This window comes from Novosphingobium sp. BL-S-32 (genome assembly GCF_056857055.1).
Window position 1 is genome coordinate 2048948 of record NZ_CM166477.1, and the last position, 16010, is coordinate 2064957.

General features: G+C 65.5%; 13 protein-coding genes. 3 read left to right on the top strand and 10 right to left on the bottom strand.

Features of this window, described 5'->3' with window-relative positions; genetic code table 11:
* Positions 1–31 precede the first annotated feature (31 nt).
* From AC1VVK_RS25460 to AC1VVK_RS25495, 8 genes are all read right to left on the bottom strand, one after another.
* The gene (locus AC1VVK_RS25460; RefSeq protein ID WP_482905939.1) at positions 32–1825 is read right to left on the bottom strand and encodes a dipeptide ABC transporter ATP-binding protein; all 1794 of its coding nucleotides are present in this window, start codon (positions 1823–1825) and stop codon (positions 32–34) included.
* A complete protein-coding gene (locus AC1VVK_RS25465; protein WP_482905940.1) occupies positions 1822–2718 on the bottom strand; it encodes an ABC transporter permease in 897 nt (298 codons plus the stop codon). Before AC1VVK_RS25465 ends, AC1VVK_RS25460 begins: the two co-directional genes overlap by 4 nt.
* Positions 2715–3830 (bottom strand): ABC transporter permease, encoded by a 1116-nt coding sequence (locus AC1VVK_RS25470; RefSeq protein WP_482905941.1) that lies wholly within the window; start codon positions 3828–3830, stop codon positions 2715–2717. Before AC1VVK_RS25470 ends, AC1VVK_RS25465 begins: the two co-directional genes overlap by 4 nt.
* A 56-nt stretch (positions 3831–3886) precedes the next feature.
* Positions 3887–5146 (bottom strand): LLM class flavin-dependent oxidoreductase, encoded by a 1260-nt coding sequence (locus tag AC1VVK_RS25475; protein WP_482905942.1) that lies wholly within the window; start codon positions 5144–5146, stop codon positions 3887–3889.
* Positions 5147–5163: 17 nt separating this feature from the next.
* On the bottom strand, positions 5164–5928 hold the full coding sequence (locus AC1VVK_RS25480; protein WP_482905943.1) for a class II aldolase/adducin family protein: 765 nt from the start codon (positions 5926–5928) through the stop codon (positions 5164–5166).
* A 20-nt stretch (positions 5929–5948) separates the two neighbouring features.
* Positions 5949–7007 carry an ABC transporter substrate-binding protein gene (locus tag AC1VVK_RS25485; RefSeq protein ID WP_482905944.1) on the bottom strand — a complete coding sequence of 353 codons (1059 nt, stop codon included), beginning with the start codon at positions 7005–7007 and terminating at the stop codon, positions 5949–5951.
* Positions 7008–7145: 138 nt separating this feature from the next.
* Positions 7146–8705: an ABC transporter substrate-binding protein gene (locus AC1VVK_RS25490; protein ID WP_482905945.1), complete on the bottom strand. Its 1560-nt coding sequence runs from the start codon at positions 8703–8705 to the stop codon at positions 7146–7148.
* Positions 8706–8716: 11 nt separating this feature from the next.
* On the bottom strand, positions 8717–9943 hold the full coding sequence (locus tag AC1VVK_RS25495) for an LLM class flavin-dependent oxidoreductase (RefSeq protein ID WP_482905946.1): 1227 nt from the start codon (positions 9941–9943) through the stop codon (positions 8717–8719).
* Between the two features lie 707 nt (positions 9944–10650).
* On the opposite strand from AC1VVK_RS25495, the gene AC1VVK_RS25500 reads away from it, so the two are divergent.
* From AC1VVK_RS25500 to AC1VVK_RS25510, 3 genes are read left to right on the top strand one after another with little or no spacing between them, the layout of a single operon-like run.
* Positions 10651–12210, top strand: a complete 1560-nt coding sequence (locus AC1VVK_RS25500) for an ABC transporter substrate-binding protein (protein ID WP_482905947.1) — start codon at positions 10651–10653, stop codon at positions 12208–12210.
* Positions 12211–12241: 31 nt separating this feature from the next.
* A complete protein-coding gene (locus AC1VVK_RS25505; RefSeq protein ID WP_482905948.1) occupies positions 12242–13312 on the top strand; it encodes an aliphatic sulfonate ABC transporter substrate-binding protein in 1071 nt (356 codons plus the stop codon).
* 13 nt (positions 13313–13325) lie between these two features.
* Entirely contained in the window at positions 13326–14006 is a 681-nt protein-coding gene (locus AC1VVK_RS25510) for a class II aldolase/adducin family protein (RefSeq protein ID WP_482905949.1), read from the top strand.
* A 97-nt stretch (positions 14007–14103) separates the two neighbouring features.
* On the opposite strand, the gene AC1VVK_RS25515 is transcribed toward AC1VVK_RS25510, so the two are convergent.
* Both AC1VVK_RS25515 and AC1VVK_RS25520 read right to left on the bottom strand, forming a co-directional pair.
* The gene (locus AC1VVK_RS25515; RefSeq protein ID WP_482905950.1) at positions 14104–14727 is read right to left on the bottom strand and encodes a malonic semialdehyde reductase; all 624 of its coding nucleotides are present in this window, start codon (positions 14725–14727) and stop codon (positions 14104–14106) included.
* Positions 14728–14740: 13 nt separating this feature from the next.
* Positions 14741–15922 (bottom strand): LLM class flavin-dependent oxidoreductase, encoded by a 1182-nt coding sequence (locus tag AC1VVK_RS25520; protein WP_482905951.1) that lies wholly within the window; start codon positions 15920–15922, stop codon positions 14741–14743.
* Positions 15923–16010: the final 88 nt, after the last annotated feature.

Here is a 16010-nt window from a genome sequence, read left to right on the forward strand (position 1 = left end):
CCCGAAAGCTGGGCTTTCAAGCCTGATGCGGTTACGCTGCCGTATCCCGCAAACGCGGGGAATCTGCCACGAGCGCATGGGTATAAGGATGCTCCGGCCGGTCCAGCACGCGCTCGCTTTCCCCGTGCTCGACGATGCGGCCATGGCGCAGGACCGCCACGAAATCAGAGACCGCCCGTACTACCCCCAGATCGTGGGTCACGAACAGGATCGTCAGCCCAGACTCCTTTTGAAGACGGCGAAGCAGGTCGATGATCGCGGCCTGTACCGATACGTCGAGCGCGGAGGTAACCTCGTCGCAGATCAGCAGTTCGGGCTGGCAGATCAGGGCGCGCGCGATCGCCACCCGCTGCCGCTCTCCCCCCGACAGGTCGCGCGGATAGCGACCCGCCAGGTCGGGCGGTAATGCCACGCGCTCCAGAACCTGCGCGACTTCCTTGTCGGCATCCGCGGAACGGATCGGAAAGAAGTGCAGCACCGCCGTGCGCAGGATCTGCCCCACGGTCTGGCGCGGGTTGAGCGCGCGGAACGGGTTCTGGAAGATATACTGGATCCGCCGCCGCAGTTCCTTGCTGCGTTCGTCAGAGAGCGGAACCGGTTGCCCATCATAGGTGAACACGCCGTCGACGTCTTCCACGGCGCCCACCAGCGCGCGCGCGAAAGTGGTCTTTCCTGAACCGCTCTCGCCCACCAGTGCCGTGCATTGGCCCCTGGGCAGCACGAGGCTGGCATCGAACAGGACCTGATTATCCCCATAGCTTGCAGAAATGCCGTCGATGACCGCGAGCACCGGCGGCGTCGAGCCACCTCCCGCCCCCCCGTTTTGAAGGGAAACGGGCGCCTCGTCCCGCTTCGCACGGATCGGATGGTGGCAGGCCGCCAGCCGCCTGTCGCCGAAATCGCGCAGCACCGGCCGCGAGTTACAACTCGCGCTGCGCAAGATACAGCGCGGTGCGAAGGTGCACCCTTCACCGCGCTCCGTCAGCGCCGGCGCATGACCGGGAATGGCCCGAACCGAGTGCCTTCCGGAAATGTCCGGAACGGCATCCAGTAAACCGCGCGTATAAGGATGCGTCGGCGCATCAAAGATCTGGTCGCGCGATCCGCTTTCGACGATCTGCCCGGCGTAGAGTACGACTACCCGGTCCACCAGTTCGCGTACTACGGCCAGATCGTGCGAAACATAGACTGCGCCAATATCGCGCGTGCGGCATAGGTCACGGATCGTCGCAAGCACACGCGCCTGCGTGCTGACGTCGAGAGCAGTGGTCGGCTCATCGAGGACGATCAGCCTTGGCCGCAGCAGGACGGCTAGCGCCAGCAGGACCCGCTGCTGCTGTCCCCCGGAAAGTTGATGCGGAAAGCGGCGAAGGAATTCCGCGTTGGCCGGCAGACCGACATCGGCGGCAGCCTCCGCAATCCGCTGCTCCCGCTCGGGCCGGCCGAGTTCGCGCTGGTGAACCCGCAGTTCCTCATCGAGCAACGATCCGATCCGGCGCATGGGATTGAGCGCCAGCGCGGGATCCTGCGCCACGTGCGCGATCACGGAACCCCGCATCCGGCGGCGCCCCGCAGCGTCCAGCGAGACGATATCCCGCCCATCCACCATCACCGAACCGCCCGATACTACCGCCCCCGCCCGCGCATCGCCAAGCAGGGCCGTGGCAATGCTGCTCTTGCCGGAGCCGCTTTCGCCCACCACCCCGACGATCTCACCCGGTGCGACGGAAAAGTTGATATCTTCGACGATCGGCGTGCCATCCTCCAGCGAGACGGCAAGGTCCCGCACCTGGAGCAAGGTCTTCACGAAGGGGACGACGCTCATGCCCGGTTCTCCCGTTGGCGACGTTTGATTCCGCGCATCTGCGTGCGTGCTCGTGATTTCAGGCCGCGACGGGAAGGGATCCGTGCCCCGGCCCGTGCGACGCTTTCGGCAAGCAAATTGGTGCCCAGCGCGAAGAAGGCGATCATTGCTACCGGGGCCAGCACGGCCCACGGCTGGATCATCAGCCCGGCTCGGTTCTCGTTGATCATGAGGCCCCAATCGGCTGCCGGCGGCGCGACGCCGTAACCCAGAAAGCTGAGGCCGGAGAGCACGCCGACCGCCCAGGTCAGCATGATGCCGAGATGGACGAGCAGCGGTGTCCCGATATTCGGAAGGATTTCCAGCAGGACCACCCGCCACCATGGATAGCCCATCAACTTGGCCGCTTCGACATATTCCTGCGATGCCACGCCCAGCGTCACGCCGCGGGCGAGCCGGATCACGCCGGGCACGAAGGAAACCGCCACCGTCAGCACGATCAGCCAGGGCGCGCGGCCCAGCATGGAGACCACCAGCAGCACCAGGATCAGATCGGGAAAGGCCAGCAGCACGTCGGTTGCCCAGACCACCGCATGATCGATGCGACGCCGCGACAGCCCCGCCGCAATGCCGATGACTGCGCCGAAAGCCAGCGCGATCGCGGATGCCGCAAAGCTCATCCACAAGACCGAGCGCCCGCCGGCCAGCAAGCGCGAAAGGACGTCCCGGCCGAGATAGTCGTAGCCCAGGAGCGCTCCCCCGCCGGGCAGGCCATAGGTCGGGCCGACCAGCGCCAGCGGCGATTGCGGCGCGACCTGCGGGCCCAGCAGAGCAATCACCAGCACGATCGCGGCAAACGTGAAACCAAGACGCGCCTGCGGATCGTGGCGTAAGGAAGAAAGCCCCGAAGTCATACGCCGCCTGCCTTCAGTTTGAGCTTTGCCCGCGTGCCCGCGCGCAGACGTGGACGCGGAGAAGTGCGCAGTTTCGGCGTCACCAGCACCGTCGCAACATCGGCAAGGAGGTTGATCACGACAACGCCCACCGCCATCGTCAACGTGATCGCCTGGATCACCGGAACGTCACGCGTGTCGATTGCGGCGTTGAGGGCGTTGCCGATGCCGGGATAACTGAACACCACTTCCACGATCAGCCCGCCGCCCAGCAGCAGTCGGCTCGTGAGCGCAATGCCCTGGATCACCGGCACCAGCGCATTCGGCACCGCATGGGCCCAGATGATGCGCCATTCAGGGATACCGCGCAGCCTGGCGGCGGCCACGTATTCGGCCTCCAGCGTCTCGATCATGGCCGAACGCACCAGCCGTAGCAGGAACGGCGCAACGGTCAGGATCAACGTCAGCGCCGGCAACGCCAGATAGGCAGGCTGAAAAAAAGGCGAGACGCCGGGATCGAGCAATGACACCGCCGGCAGGATGGGAAACACCGTGGTCGACAGTAGCAGGATAAGTCCGATTGCCAGCACGAAGGCTGGCAGCGCCTTGAACAGGATGATCGCGTTCATCGTCCAGCGATCGAACCGGCTATCCCGTCGGATCGCCAGAGCCACACCGCCAAGAAACGCCAGAGGCACTGCAAGGACCAGCACGACCGCCATCAGTGCTGCCGAATTCTCGAAGCGGTCCCCGACGATCTTGCCCGCCGGCACGCTGGAATCGAGAGACTCGCCAAACTCGCCCGTCAGCGTGTTGCCGGCCCATCTCGCATACTGGATCGATATAGGCTGATCGAGCCCCAGTTGGTGGCGCAAAACGCGAATGCTGTCTTCAGTGGCATCGGGGCCAAGGATCACGCGGGCCGGATCGGAAGGCAGCGCCTGCGTGGCCGCGAAGACCAGCACGGAAATGACGAAGGAGGTCGCCAGCCCCGAGAGAATCCGCCCGCCCAGCCAGGGGAGCCAGGCCGGGAGCGCAAGCCGCGCGCGCGCCGCTCCGGCATCCTTGATGACAGGTTCCGCCTCGCGTCGTTCGGCCTCTTGTAGGGCCGGGGAAGAATAGATCGTCGCCATCGCATTCACCCGTTGCTGGATCTTCGCTTTTTCAGGCTCGCGCGTGCCGCGCCGCGTCAGGCCGGCGCCTTTTCCGGCTCCGGGACCGGGATTGCCTGAGCTAGCGCACCGTTTGCGGCTGCACGGGGCTGACCAACGCGTAGCGCGGGCACATCGAAACCGTGATCGAGATCGAGCAGCGGGAACAGCAGTTCCGCCACCCGGTGCGCCTCGGAAATCAATGGAAATCCGGAAAGAATGAAGGCACCGGTCCCCTGCTCGGCATATTCGCGGATGCGCGCGGCGACGTTCTCGGCGCTGCCGACCAGCGTGGTCCCCGCTGCCGGCCCCATGATGTCGAACCCGAACCAGGCCGGCCCCACCCAGACATTGGGATAGACTTCCAGATCGCGTGCGCTTGGGAGGCGGCCCGATTTCACAAGGTCGATATTGCGCTGCACCTGCGGGTCTGGACTGCGATAGGTTTCCAGCGTCTCGCCGAACGGCAACCGCATGCGAATGGAGCGCAGGGCATGTTCCACCGACGAACGTTGGAGCAGCCATTCGGCATGGGCCCAGGCCTCTTCCTCGGTCTCGCGCACGATCACCTGAAGGCGCGTGCCATATTCCAAAGTTCGGCCGACTTTGGCCGCTTCCGCGCCGACGCGGCGGAACTTGTCGCCCAGCAGCGGCGGCGTGTTCGCAAAGCTAAGATAGACGTCCAGCAGCTTCACCGAATGCGCCACCCCCGGCGCCGAGGTGCCAGCGCCCCACAGCGGCACGCCGGCTGGCTGATAGGGGCCCGACCAGACGCTCATCGGCGCGCCGCCTTCGGCGCGCGGGGCCAGCTTGACGAACTGTCCTTCGTAACCGGCCCGGTCCCCGGCATAGACCTTGCGGAAGGCATCCCAGTATTCGAAGCTAAAGTCATACCGCTCGTCATGCGGATAGTGCACGCCCAGCGCGGCCAGACCGGCATCGTTGCCGTTGACCACGTTGAACAGCAGGCGCCCGTTCGAAAAATGATCGAAAGTCTGCGCGTATTTCGCCAGCACCGCCGGCGAAAGCTCGCCGGGGTGCTGGGCGACGAGGAACTTCATCCGCTCGGTCGCCGGGATCATCGCGGCGGCGACGGCAAGGCTCTCATACGCGCTCGACCCCAGCAGCGCCCCGTAAAAGCCCAGCCTGTCGATGGTAACGGCAAGCTGTTCGAGATGGTCGAAGCCGGTTTGCCAGCGCCCTTCCTCGGCCCAGGGATATGGGCCGTCGGGAGCCGTCAGATACCATAGCAGCTTAACGGGCCGGGGCCGGGCGGCGGGGGACGGGGGGGAAATCATGGGGGGCGCCTCCTGGTTCAGTCGAGGTCGGTGACAGGCAGGAGACCGAGCGAACGCGCCTCTTCGTAGCGGTTGCTCATCTTCCACTGCTGGCGCAGTACGCCAGGCCCATAAGTGCGCGAGCCGCCCAAGGCCTGCGCCTTGATCTGGATATCGGCGCCTTCTTCCAGCAGCAGAATGAATTCGGCCAGATCGCGCAGCCCCTTCCAGCCCCAGACGGTGGCGCCGCCGTTGGCTTCGATGATCGCGGGCGTGAACGGGTTCTCGGCCAGCGTTTCGTTGATGAAATCGGATTCGTCCTGCCGGCGATCGATATAGACCGGCAGTTCGCGGGCAAGGTGGAAGCGCTGCACCGGCACGTAGCTGATCGGCAGAGTGCGATGGGTCTGGGCCCACGCCCCAAGGTTGGGCGAATGGACGTGGCTGAGCGAGGTGATCGTCGGGTTCTGGTTGAACACCTTGAGGTAGCGCCCGTTCGGACGGCCCTTCCACGCCGAACCGTCTAGCCCGGTGACCGAGAAATTCAGCGGCTTGTCACTGTGAATGCTGCGGTCGAAAGGATGCGGCAGGTTGACGGTGACGATCTTGTCCTCGCCGGGCACGCGTTCGATGAAACCGACGGTGCCGTTGGCGGTGATCGTGCCGGTCTCACGATAGGCGCGGAAGATTTCGGCGGACTGGGCCACCACATCGTTGGCGAAATCGAGAACGACCGAATTGAGCTTTTCCCCGGTTGGAGCGGAGGGGGCCGAAGCAGAGGGAGTCTGAACTGTGGAAGCCATGGTGTTTCTCCTCAGGTAAATCAGGCGGCATGCGCGCGGGCGCGCCGTTCGAGAGCGAGTTCCAGCGGTCTGCGGTCGATCCACGCATCGACATCGACGTCGTGCTCGAGGAAGCCGTGGAGCCACAGGAAGTTGGCCTGCTGCTTCAGCAGGGCGACGCGTTCCTCGGATAAGTCCGGGTGCAGCGCGCGGTGGAAATTGTTGCGGTAGGCCGCCTCCACATCGGCGGCACCCGCATACGTCTCCCTCTGGAGGATGCCGCGCAGCGCCGGCAGATTGTGCTCCGCCCAGTCGGCCGCGCGCAGCGTCTGTTCAAGGAAGCGCACGACCAGATCGAAATGGTTGTCCAGCAGATCGCGGCTCACCGTGATCGGGCGCGGCGTGCCGTTGTTCACGCGGGTATGGCGGCTCGGATAGCCATCGAGATCGATGCCTACGACAACACCGGCCCGCCGCGCCGCGTCGACCGCTGATGCGCCCTTGACGTAGACCGCATCCACCTTGCCCGCCGCCAGCGCCTCAATGCCCGACCACATGCGGGCAAGGTTGACGGCCGAATCCTCAGAAGGCGACGCCAGCGGTACGTCGACGAAAGTCACATCCTCCAGCGTCAGCCCGGCGATACCCAGAGCCCCCTTGATGCCGGCGAGCGACATGCCTCGCGCGATACTGCCGCCGCGTGTAACGTTCCAGGCCGGAAGGGCGATCCGCATGCCCGCCAACTGCGCGGGCTCGATCGGGCCGGTCTCACGGCGGACAAGGATCGCCTGCCACTCATCGATCCAAGTTAGGCCGATCACCCGCGTCTGGGTGCCCCGGGCCCGGGTGGCGAGCGCGGGAATATTGCCCCCTTCGCGGAACAGACCGTGCAGATCATGCTCGTTATGATGCGCCCGCATGGCGCGCGGCTTGCCCTGAAGGGCTTCGACGCGCAGTCCGTCGCGCGCGAACTCCTCTTCCAGCCAGCCGAGCGAATGGGCGATCCCGGACGCGGTTGGCACCGGGCAGCGCGTAAAAAGAATGCGGTCGAGGTTACGCGCCGTTGCGGTCTCGCCGATCGTGTGAACGTTGTCGGTCATTGGAACTCCACTATGCCTCCAGCAGAGCAAGGGCCGTGCCAAGCGCGCTGATCCGCTGCTTTTGGCAGGCGCTGTGCCGTGGCTGCGCAAATCTGCGCAAATCTGCGCAGCCACGGCACGATCACTGTCGGGTTATGCTCACACCCACATCCGGTCGAAGCGCCAGGTCGGGAAGTGCGAGCGTTCCGCCCTTATCCCGCCGACGCGCGGCCCCACGCCGTCCAGCGTATTGGCGAACCCCCAGATCAGCAGACCGCCGGTATCGTGCTGGATCCGCTGCATGCGGTGAACCAGTTCCGAACGCGCCGCGAGGTCCGGCTCGGCCAGCGCCTGCCCGAACAGCTGCGTGAACGCCGGATCGTTGAAGTTGGTCTTGTTCCCCACCGATGTCGGCGCATCGATGTGCAACGCGGTGGACAGCCATGGCACGCCCAGCGTCCCCCCCGTGCTGATCTGCCAGCCGCGCCGGGCTGGGCCTGCGAACGTCGCCGCGTCCACCTGCCTCGGCCGCAAGTCCACGCCGATCCGCTTCGCCTGTTCGGCCAACACCAGCGCAGAGGCGACATAAGTCGGGCCGACCACCAAATCCGAGCGCAACCCATCCTGCCCGGCCTGCCGCAGCAAGCTGCGCGCCTGATCGAGATCCTGCCGGCGCTGCGCAATAGCATGGTCGAAGGTCGGATCCTGCGGCGCGTAGAGATCATTGGCCACCCGTCCTTCGCCCTGCAGCGCGCGGCGGACCAGTTCATCCCTATCGGCCAGCAGGCGAAACGCCTGCCGCACGCGGACATCCGCGAAAGGTCCCTCCTTCGTGTTCATGTCGAAGGACTGCCAGCCGTTGGTCTGCGAAACGAGGATGCGGGCCCGACTGTCCCGCCGGATCAGACCGGCCTGTTCCGGCAGGATGGCATTGGCCAGATCGATCTGCCCTGCCAGCAGCGCGGCGATGCGCGCGGTCTGGTCCTTGAACTCGATGATCTCCAGTTCGTCAGGATAGGGTTTGCCCGGCTTGAAGTAATTGTCGAATCGCTTGAACGTGGCGCGCTGACCCGGTTCGAACTTGTCGATCCGGTAGGGCCCCGCGCCCACCGGGTTGGTGACCGGATGATAGTCCACGGGTACGATGCCGCCGAAATTGGTCCAGGTTTCCGGCAGCGCGACGAAGCCATGGCCCTCGCGGATGGGAATGCGCACGGTCCGCTTGTCGAGCGTCTTCACCCCGTCCCGGTCCACCGGCGAGACCAGCGCGCCGTAAGGAGAGGCCAGTTGTGGATCGGTGATGCGCCGGATCGAGAAGGCCACGTCTTCGGCGGTGATCGTCTTGCCGTTATGGAACTCCAGCCCGGGCCTCAGGCGCACGTCCCAGACGCTGGCGTTGCGGTTCGGCTCCACCGATTCCGCCAGCGCCAACTGAGGAAGCATTTCGTCGCTCCACTCCCACAGCTTCGCATACATGGCAAAGCCGCGGATCGTGCTGCCAAGGCCGAGCGGCTTGTGCGCATCGAGATTGCCCGATCGCTCACCATCGAGAATGCCGAGCCGCAGCCTCCCCCCGCGCCGGGGCTGCGCAGGCGCTTCGCTGGCGCTCTCGCCGCTGCGGCCGCAGCCGGACAGCAGTAGCGCCGCACCCGCCGCGCCGCCGATCAGGCTGCGACGGGTTAGGCCGGTTTGGCTGAGGTCGTCCATAACGCTGCTCATTGCCCCGCCCCTCAACCGTTGCCGCGCGCGGCAAGGCCGCCGCCCGACACCAGCGGCACTTCCTGCTCGCCGCCGTCCGATTCCGCCAGAGCCAGCCGGGGCGCGCGGAAACGCGGCAGGACATGCTCACCCAGCCGGTAGATCTCTTCCAGATGCGGATAGCCGTTGAGGAAGAACCACGAGAGGCCGAGATCGGCGAACTGGCGGATCTTGGCGGCGACATTCTCGTAACTGCCAACGAATGCGAAGCCCGGCGGAATGCCGATATATCCGAACCCGCCCCACAAGTGCGGCTCCACGAACAGATCGTCGAAGTCGTTCACCTCCCGCCCGTTATAGCGTTCGAACCGGGCGCGGTTGGTGTCCGACATCTGGGTGGAGCGTTCCGCCGCTGCCTTTACGGTCCCAGCGCGCACGCCCTCGTCGAAGAAGCGCTTGGCTTCGGCATAGGCAAGTTCGTCGGTCTCGCGGGCGATGGCATCGACCGAAACCCCGAAACGTATCTGATCGGCACGGCCGTACTTTGCGGCACGTGCCTTCACATCGGCGATGTTGCGGGCGACATGTTCAGGCGATTCCGCCAGAACGAGGTAGTAATCGGCATGCTTGGCGGCCAGTTCCTTGGCGCCGTCGGAAGTGCCTGCCGAGCAGATCGCAGGGATCGGCGCACGCGCCAGCGGGCCGCGCAGCCCGCCGCCGTTCGCCTCGTAATAGCGGCCCTTGTAGTGGAAGCTCTCGCTGGTCCAGAACCCCTTCACCAGATCGAGGAATTCGATGGCGCGGGCATAGCGCTCGTCATGGGGCAGCGGTTCGCCATTGGCGCGCAGCACGCCGTCCGAACCGCCTTGGATCACGTTCCAGACAAGACGCCCGCCGCTGATCCGTTGAAAGCTCGCGGCCATTTGCGTCGCTTGCCAGGGGCTGAAATGGCCCGGGTGGAAGGCATCCACGAAGCGCAGCCGCTTCGTCTCGCGCGCTAGTGCCGCCGAAACGATCCACGGCTCGTCCCCAAACGGCGCATTGACCAGCAGCGCGCCTGAAAAGCCATTGATCTCGGCGGCGCGGGCGACTTGCGAAAGATAGTCGATATAGGCGAAATCGTCGCCCACTTCGGACGAGGACACCGCGCCGGTGCTGGCTTGCGGTTGACGGTTCCAGTCGCCGCGATTGCGATTGTCTCCCGGAATGTACTGCGTCTCGCCGTGCAGAGGCAGGCGGGCGAAGAACTCGATGGTCATGAAGGCACTCCAGATGGTTCACCGCTTTCCAAAGCAGCAACCGTGCCAGCATCGCGAACCTGACGAATTTTCCCGATCTCGCTGGCGCGGACCGTCCTGCCAGCGTGCCCACCTTGCGCAGAAATCACCAGCATGCGGGCGGTTCTGCGCAAGCTCCCGCAGGGCGGTCCGCGAAGCACGATCGCAGCAGAAATAGTACCGCCCCCGCTGGCGAGCGCGGGATTACGCCGGAGGAGAAACGCAGCCGAACAAAAGTATCGGGCCGGCGTCGAGGGCGTCCTTGCGGAACTAGGCGTGGTTGTCCCTCGTCCCATGCGAATAGCCGGATGGCGATGGGCATAGGCCAGGGGACTTGCGGGAAGGCCCGACCGACTGAGGGGGAAGAACCGGGCCGGAGCCGAGATGAAAAGGTCCAGGCACACTAGACGCGCGGGTTGCGCGATCGCGGTCTCCGCCACGTTCCGCCCCATGACTCCGACCCGATGAACCGCCCTCCAATTCGCTCTGGCGTGGGTGTTTCAAACCCAGCAGGGAAGGTGCGAAACCCACAGCTCGCATCGGCTCCTCCTCTCGCATCACGCCCCGGAAACCTCCGATTTTCGTGCTTGGCACGCCCCTTGCTCCTCCCTTTCGTACCGTCATTCGAGGAGAGCGTCCGTGTCCCTACCCCTGCCCGAAACCGCCCATTGCCTGCGAACAGCCGCGCAATGACCGGATCGTCTCGCCGTTCGTTTCTGGCCAGTGGCGCCGTGCTGTCGGGCGGACTGATACTGGGCACAGGGCTGCTTTCCGGCTGCGGGACCGACAAGTCCGACACCGGTTCTGCCGAGGGACCTCCGCGGCGCGGCGGAAAGGCGCGCATCGCCATCATTTCCGGCGCGCAGACCGGCAACCTTGACGCGCACAAGCCGCTCGGCACCGGCTCGTTCCGGGGCTGGGCGCTTTACAGCAAGCTGTGGGAATGGAACCGGCAGGCCAATCCCGGCCTTGCCCTTGCCGATTTCGCCGAAGTGAACAACGACGCCACCGAATGGACGATCCGCCTAAAGAAGGGACTGGAATTCCATCACGGCAAATCGATCACGGCCGAGGACGTGGTGTTCTCCATCCGGCGGCTCACCGATCCGCAGCTCGCCTCTCCCTACGGATCCTACCTGCCCTCGCTCCGCCGCCAAGAGGTCCGCGCGCTGGACCCGCTGACCGTGCGGATTCCCTTCGATCCGGGCCACGGCCTTGCCGCCCTGCCCGAACTGTGGATGAGCTGGGGCGGGATCGTACCGATCGACTACGACCCGGTGAACAATCCGGTCGGCGCTGGCCCCTATCGCCTGAAGAGCTTCACGCCCGGACAGCGATCGGTGTTCAGCCGGTTCGAGAACTACTACAAGCCCGGCCAGCCCTATCTGGACGAAGTCGAGATCATCGACTTCAAAGACCCCATCGCACGGCTGCAGGCGATGCAGACGGGCCAGGTGGACGTTGCACCGACGATCGGCTTCGAACAGCTTGCCTTCTTCAAATCGTCCGACCAGTTTCGCGTCGTTTCGTCCGAGACCGACGCCTGGCACGGCTTCGCCATGAACCTGTCGAAAGCCCCGTTCGACGATCCGCGCGTGGCGAAAGCCTTCCGCCTGATCGCCGACCGGCAGGAACTGGTGGACCGCGTGCTGCACGGCCAGGGCCGCGTCGCCAACGACCTCTATTCGCCCAGCGATCCCACCTTCGACCACGCCATTCCCCAGCGCCGGCGCGACCTTGCCGAGGCCCGCAGCCTGCTGCGCTCGGCCGGGCACGGCGGCGGCCTTGCCGTCGAACTCGTCACCACGGCGGGCGCGGGCGGAAACGCGGCGATCGTCTTTGCCCAGCAGGCGCGCGAGGCCGGGGTCGACGTGAAGATCAGGCTGGTGGATTCCATCTTCAACGGCCCCGACAAGAATGCGTGGACTTTCAGCACCGTCGTCGGCGTCTCGCGCCCGTTCCTGCTGACGCTGCAACAGCACGACGGCCCGCGATCGGCTGGGAACCGGACCCATTTCAACGATCCCGAATTCACCCGCCTCGTCACCGCAGCCGCCGCGCAGCCCGATGCCGGCAAGCGCAAGGCCCTCGTCGGCGAGGCGCAGCGCATCCAGCACGATCGCGGCGGCCTGCTGATCTGGGGCTTCGCCAACAACCAGGATGCAAGCGTCCGTCCGATTGGCGGCGTCACGCCCGACCGCACCGCATTTTCCGCGTGGCGCACAGACGCGCTGTGGCGCCGCGCCTGATCCCATTCCGATACCACCCCAGGAGACCTTGATGAGCGATACCGAAATCTGGTTCACCCGCTGCGGCGGCGCGACGGCATCCACCATCGCGATCCAGCAGAACTTCCTGCACGATGAATTCGCGGCCGGCGGTGCCGTGCTCCGCTCGCTTCAGGAATCCCGTGACAGCACAGTGCGGGAAAGCCACTTCGACCATTCCATTCCCGCGATGTTCCGAGAAGGCGGCAACATTCCCCCGATCTGGGCACGGGCGAACGGCGCCGATACCGTCGTGCTGGCGATCAGCTGGGTCGACGAGTTCCAGTCGATCGTAACGCGGACGGACAGCGGCATCCGCTCGCTGGCCGAACTCAGGGGCAAGCGACTGGCGGTTCCGCTTTACGCCGGCATCTCCATCGACTTTCAGCGCGGCGCGAACTTTCACGGCTTCGCCAACGCCCTTGCCATCGCCGGCCTGGGGGCGGAGGACGTCACCTTCGTGGATGTGCCGGTGGAACGGACGGCGGTACAGACGGCGGCACAGAGGTCTGGGCGGGGCACCGATCAGGCGCGCGGTTCCGGCGCGGCGGAACTCGATGCCCTGTTCGACGGGCGCGTGGACGCCGTGTTCCTGCGCCAGTCCTCGGGGCTGCGGCTCTACAACGAACATGCCGAGCGCCTGCGCGAACTGGTGCGACTGACCGACCAGCCCGATCCGCTGCGCCGGATCAACAACGGCACCCCGCGCCCGCTCACCGTGCATCGCAGCTTCCTGGCCGAGCACCGCGATCTGGTGGTGCGCTACATTGCCGCGCTGATCCGCGCGGCGGACTGGGCAGAGGCCAATCCCGGCGAAGCGCTCGACGCCCTCACCCGCGAGGACGGCCGATCAGACCGCCGAACCATTGCCGCCACTTTCCCGCACTACGCCACCAGCCTGCACCCAAAGCTGACCGATGCGTACATCGCCGGTCTGTCCGCGCAGAAGGACTTCCTGCTCGACTGGGGCTTCCTTGCCGCCGATTTCGATGTCGAGGCGTGGATCGATCGCGGTCCGCTGGAAGAAGCCACTGCACTGGTTGCCGCCGAAAACCGTGCCGAAAACCACATTCCTGCCGAATAAGGGAGACCGACCCATGAGCCATGCCGACGATACTGAACTGGCCGACTACATCGCCCGCGCCGCGGACGATGCCGCCCACGCGTTCCGGTTCCTGAAGGACAGCGGCACGCTGACCGCCAGCCTCATCTTCAACATCGCCCACCGCGTGCCGGGACGCGACCTGCTTCTCTCCCTGCGCTTCCCCGCACCATGGTCGCGCGAGAACGACATCAAGGTCGCCACCTCGCGCTTTTCGGATCATCCCGAATCCGTGCTGAACGAAGACCGGTTGGGCGCGGACACGCTGATCCATGCGCATACCCCGCATCTTGCCGCATGGTCGCTGGCGCACAAGCCGTTCCCGATCCTTTACGTCGCCGCCCAGCGCCACTTGCTGGCACGCGAAATCCCCAATCATCTCGAACGCCGGGTCAGCGTGCTTGACACGATCCGCGCGCGGCTGGACGCCTATCCCGATCTGGCGCCGCCACCGGGCCTTCTGGAAAGCAATGGCGGCGCGAACTTCTGGGGCAAGGGGATTGCCGAAACCGCGCAGCTTATCCTGCTGATCGAGGAATCCGCGCGCCTGCAAGCCATCGCCGCCCAGATCGGCGGCGCGCAGAGCTATACCGAAGGCGCGCTTGACATCCAGTGGAAGCGCACCGGGTTGCTAGAACAGGGGCGTTCATACACCCGCGAATTCGCGCCTGCCTGATCTTGGCGCCCTGACCTTGACGCCGTCCTGACTGGGGGCAGCAGGACGGTGGCTGCCGGAAGGGCCGCGAAACGGTGCGCGGCCCTTCCGGCATAAGTCACAGTATCTGCGCCGCCTCCTCGAAAGCGAGGCGGGGCCCGCGTTCACCGATCGCGCTGCGGTCTCCATATCCCAGGTTGAGCAGCAGCAGAGATCGCCAGCGTCCATCGGGAAAGAATTCGCGGTCCAGCGCGGCGGCATCGAACCCGGTCATCGGTCCCGCATCAAGGCCCAGCGAACGCGCCGCCACGATCAGAAACGCCGCCTGCAAGGCCGCATTGAACACCCCCGCCGAACGGATTCGCTCCTCTTCCACGAAGTAGCCGGACACGTCCCTCCCGGGCAGCAGCGCGGGCAAATGCTCGAAGAAGCGGCTGTCCCAGGCGACGATGACATTCAGCGGTGCCGCCAGCGTCTTCTCCCGGTTGCTGCCCGACAGCGCGGGTGCCAACCGCTGCCTTGCCGTATCGCTGCGCACGAAGACATAGCGTGCCGGCTGCGCGTTGAAGCCGGTCGGCGCCAGCTTGGTCAGGTCATAGAGCGCGTGCAGCGTTGCGTCATCGACCGGACGGTCGACAAAACTGTGGTTGCTGCGGGCCTGCGTGAAAATCTGGTCGAGCGCTTCCGCCGTCAGGGTTCCGGCAGACGGGGTGGCCGCCGGGGCTGTCGAAGTAATCGTCATCTTGCGTTCTCCTTCAGACGACCGGTGCGAGCGCGGACGCGCGGCGGGCATTGAGCAGCGACACTTCGAAACCGTGATCGAGTTCCAGCAGCGGGAACAGCAAGTGCGCGACGCGGTGAGCCTCCTCGATCAACGGCCAGCCGGACAGGATGAAGGACTTCGCCCCCTGCGCCTCGAACTCGCGAATGCGGGCGGCGACGTTTTCCGCACTGCCGACCAGCGTAGTGCCGGCGCCCGGCCCCAGCAGGCCGAAACCGTGCAGAGCAGGGCCCGTCCAGATATTCGGATAGATCTCGTAATCGCGCGCCTTGGGCAGGCGGCCGCTGCGGATCGCGTCGAGGTTGCGGTTCACCCGATCGTCCGCGCTGCGATAGGTTTCCAGCGTTTCGCCCGGCGGTAACTGACGCTTCAGCGATTGCAGCGCGTAATCGAGCGAGGTCTGATCGACCAGCCACTGCGCATAGTCCCAGGCTTCCTCCTCGGTCTCGCGCACGATGATCTGGAGGCGGGTGCCGTAATCGAGTGTGCGGCCCAGTTTGGCCGCCTCGGCCCCGACCCGGCGGAACTTGTCGCCCAGCCGCTGCGGCGTATCCGCGAAGCTGAGATAAGTGTCGAGCAGTTGCACCGAATGCGCCACGCCGGGCGCCGATGTGCCAGCGCCCCAAAGCGGCACCGGATCGCGCTCCGATCCTTCATGTGCGGGGCGATAGCCACGGCCCGGCGGCGGCGCGAGCTGGATGTACTTGCCATGAAATCCCTCGGGCGCGCCGGAATAGGCATGCTTGAATGCGCGCCAGTATTCGAGGCTGTAATCGTAGCGCTCGTCATGGGCGAGATGCATGCCATAGGCCTGCTGGGTTGCGTCATTTCCGTTGACGGCATTGAGTGCCAGCCGACCACCCGAGAAATTGTTGATGGTCAGCGCGATCTGCGCAAGTTTCGCAGGCGACATTAGCCCCGGATGCACCGCGCCCAGAAATGTCATGCGCCGGGTTGCCGCCAGGGTAGCGGCCGCCACCGTCAGCACGTCGTTGCCGCCATATCCCGTCGCCAGCAGGGCGCCGTAAAAGCCCAGCTTGTCTATCGTTGCGGCAAGTTGCTGGAGATGATCGAAGCCGGTATCCCAGCGCCCCTTCTCCTCCCACGGGACTACGCCATCGGGCGCGGTGAGATACCACAGAATCTTGACTGCCATGTGCGTTCATCCTTTCGATCGTGACGGCTCTGCCGTTGCTGCCATGGCGAACTGCTGCATTTCGCGCGCCTTGCCCGCCATTGCCTGA

Coding starts and splice junctions, on each gene's coding strand:
- AC1VVK_RS25480 (WP_482905943.1), bottom strand. CDS start 5,928: ATGGCTTCCACAGTTCAGACTCCCTCTGCTTCGGCCCCCTCCGCTCCA.
- AC1VVK_RS25490 (WP_482905945.1), bottom strand. CDS start 8,705: ATGAGCAGCGTTATGGACGACCTCAGCCAAACCGGCCTAACCCGTCGC.
- AC1VVK_RS25485 (WP_482905944.1), bottom strand. CDS start 7,007: ATGACCGACAACGTTCACACGATCGGCGAGACCGCAACGGCGCGTAAC.
- AC1VVK_RS25520 (WP_482905951.1), bottom strand. CDS start 15,922: ATGGCAGTCAAGATTCTGTGGTATCTCACCGCGCCCGATGGCGTAGTC.
- AC1VVK_RS25500 (WP_482905947.1), top strand. CDS start 10,651: ATGACCGGATCGTCTCGCCGTTCGTTTCTGGCCAGTGGCGCCGTGCTG.
- AC1VVK_RS25475 (WP_482905942.1), bottom strand. CDS start 5,146: ATGATTTCCCCCCCGTCCCCCGCCGCCCGGCCCCGGCCCGTTAAGCTG.
- AC1VVK_RS25495 (WP_482905946.1), bottom strand. CDS start 9,943: ATGACCATCGAGTTCTTCGCCCGCCTGCCTCTGCACGGCGAGACGCAG.
- AC1VVK_RS25470 (WP_482905941.1), bottom strand. CDS start 3,830: ATGGCGACGATCTATTCTTCCCCGGCCCTACAAGAGGCCGAACGACGC.
- AC1VVK_RS25515 (WP_482905950.1), bottom strand. CDS start 14,727: ATGACGATTACTTCGACAGCCCCGGCGGCCACCCCGTCTGCCGGAACC.
- AC1VVK_RS25505 (WP_482905948.1), top strand. CDS start 12,242: ATGAGCGATACCGAAATCTGGTTCACCCGCTGCGGCGGCGCGACGGCA.
- AC1VVK_RS25510 (WP_482905949.1), top strand. CDS start 13,326: ATGAGCCATGCCGACGATACTGAACTGGCCGACTACATCGCCCGCGCC.
- AC1VVK_RS25460 (WP_482905939.1), bottom strand. CDS start 1,825: ATGAGCGTCGTCCCCTTCGTGAAGACCTTGCTCCAGGTGCGGGACCTT.
- AC1VVK_RS25465 (WP_482905940.1), bottom strand. CDS start 2,718: ATGACTTCGGGGCTTTCTTCCTTACGCCACGATCCGCAGGCGCGTCTT.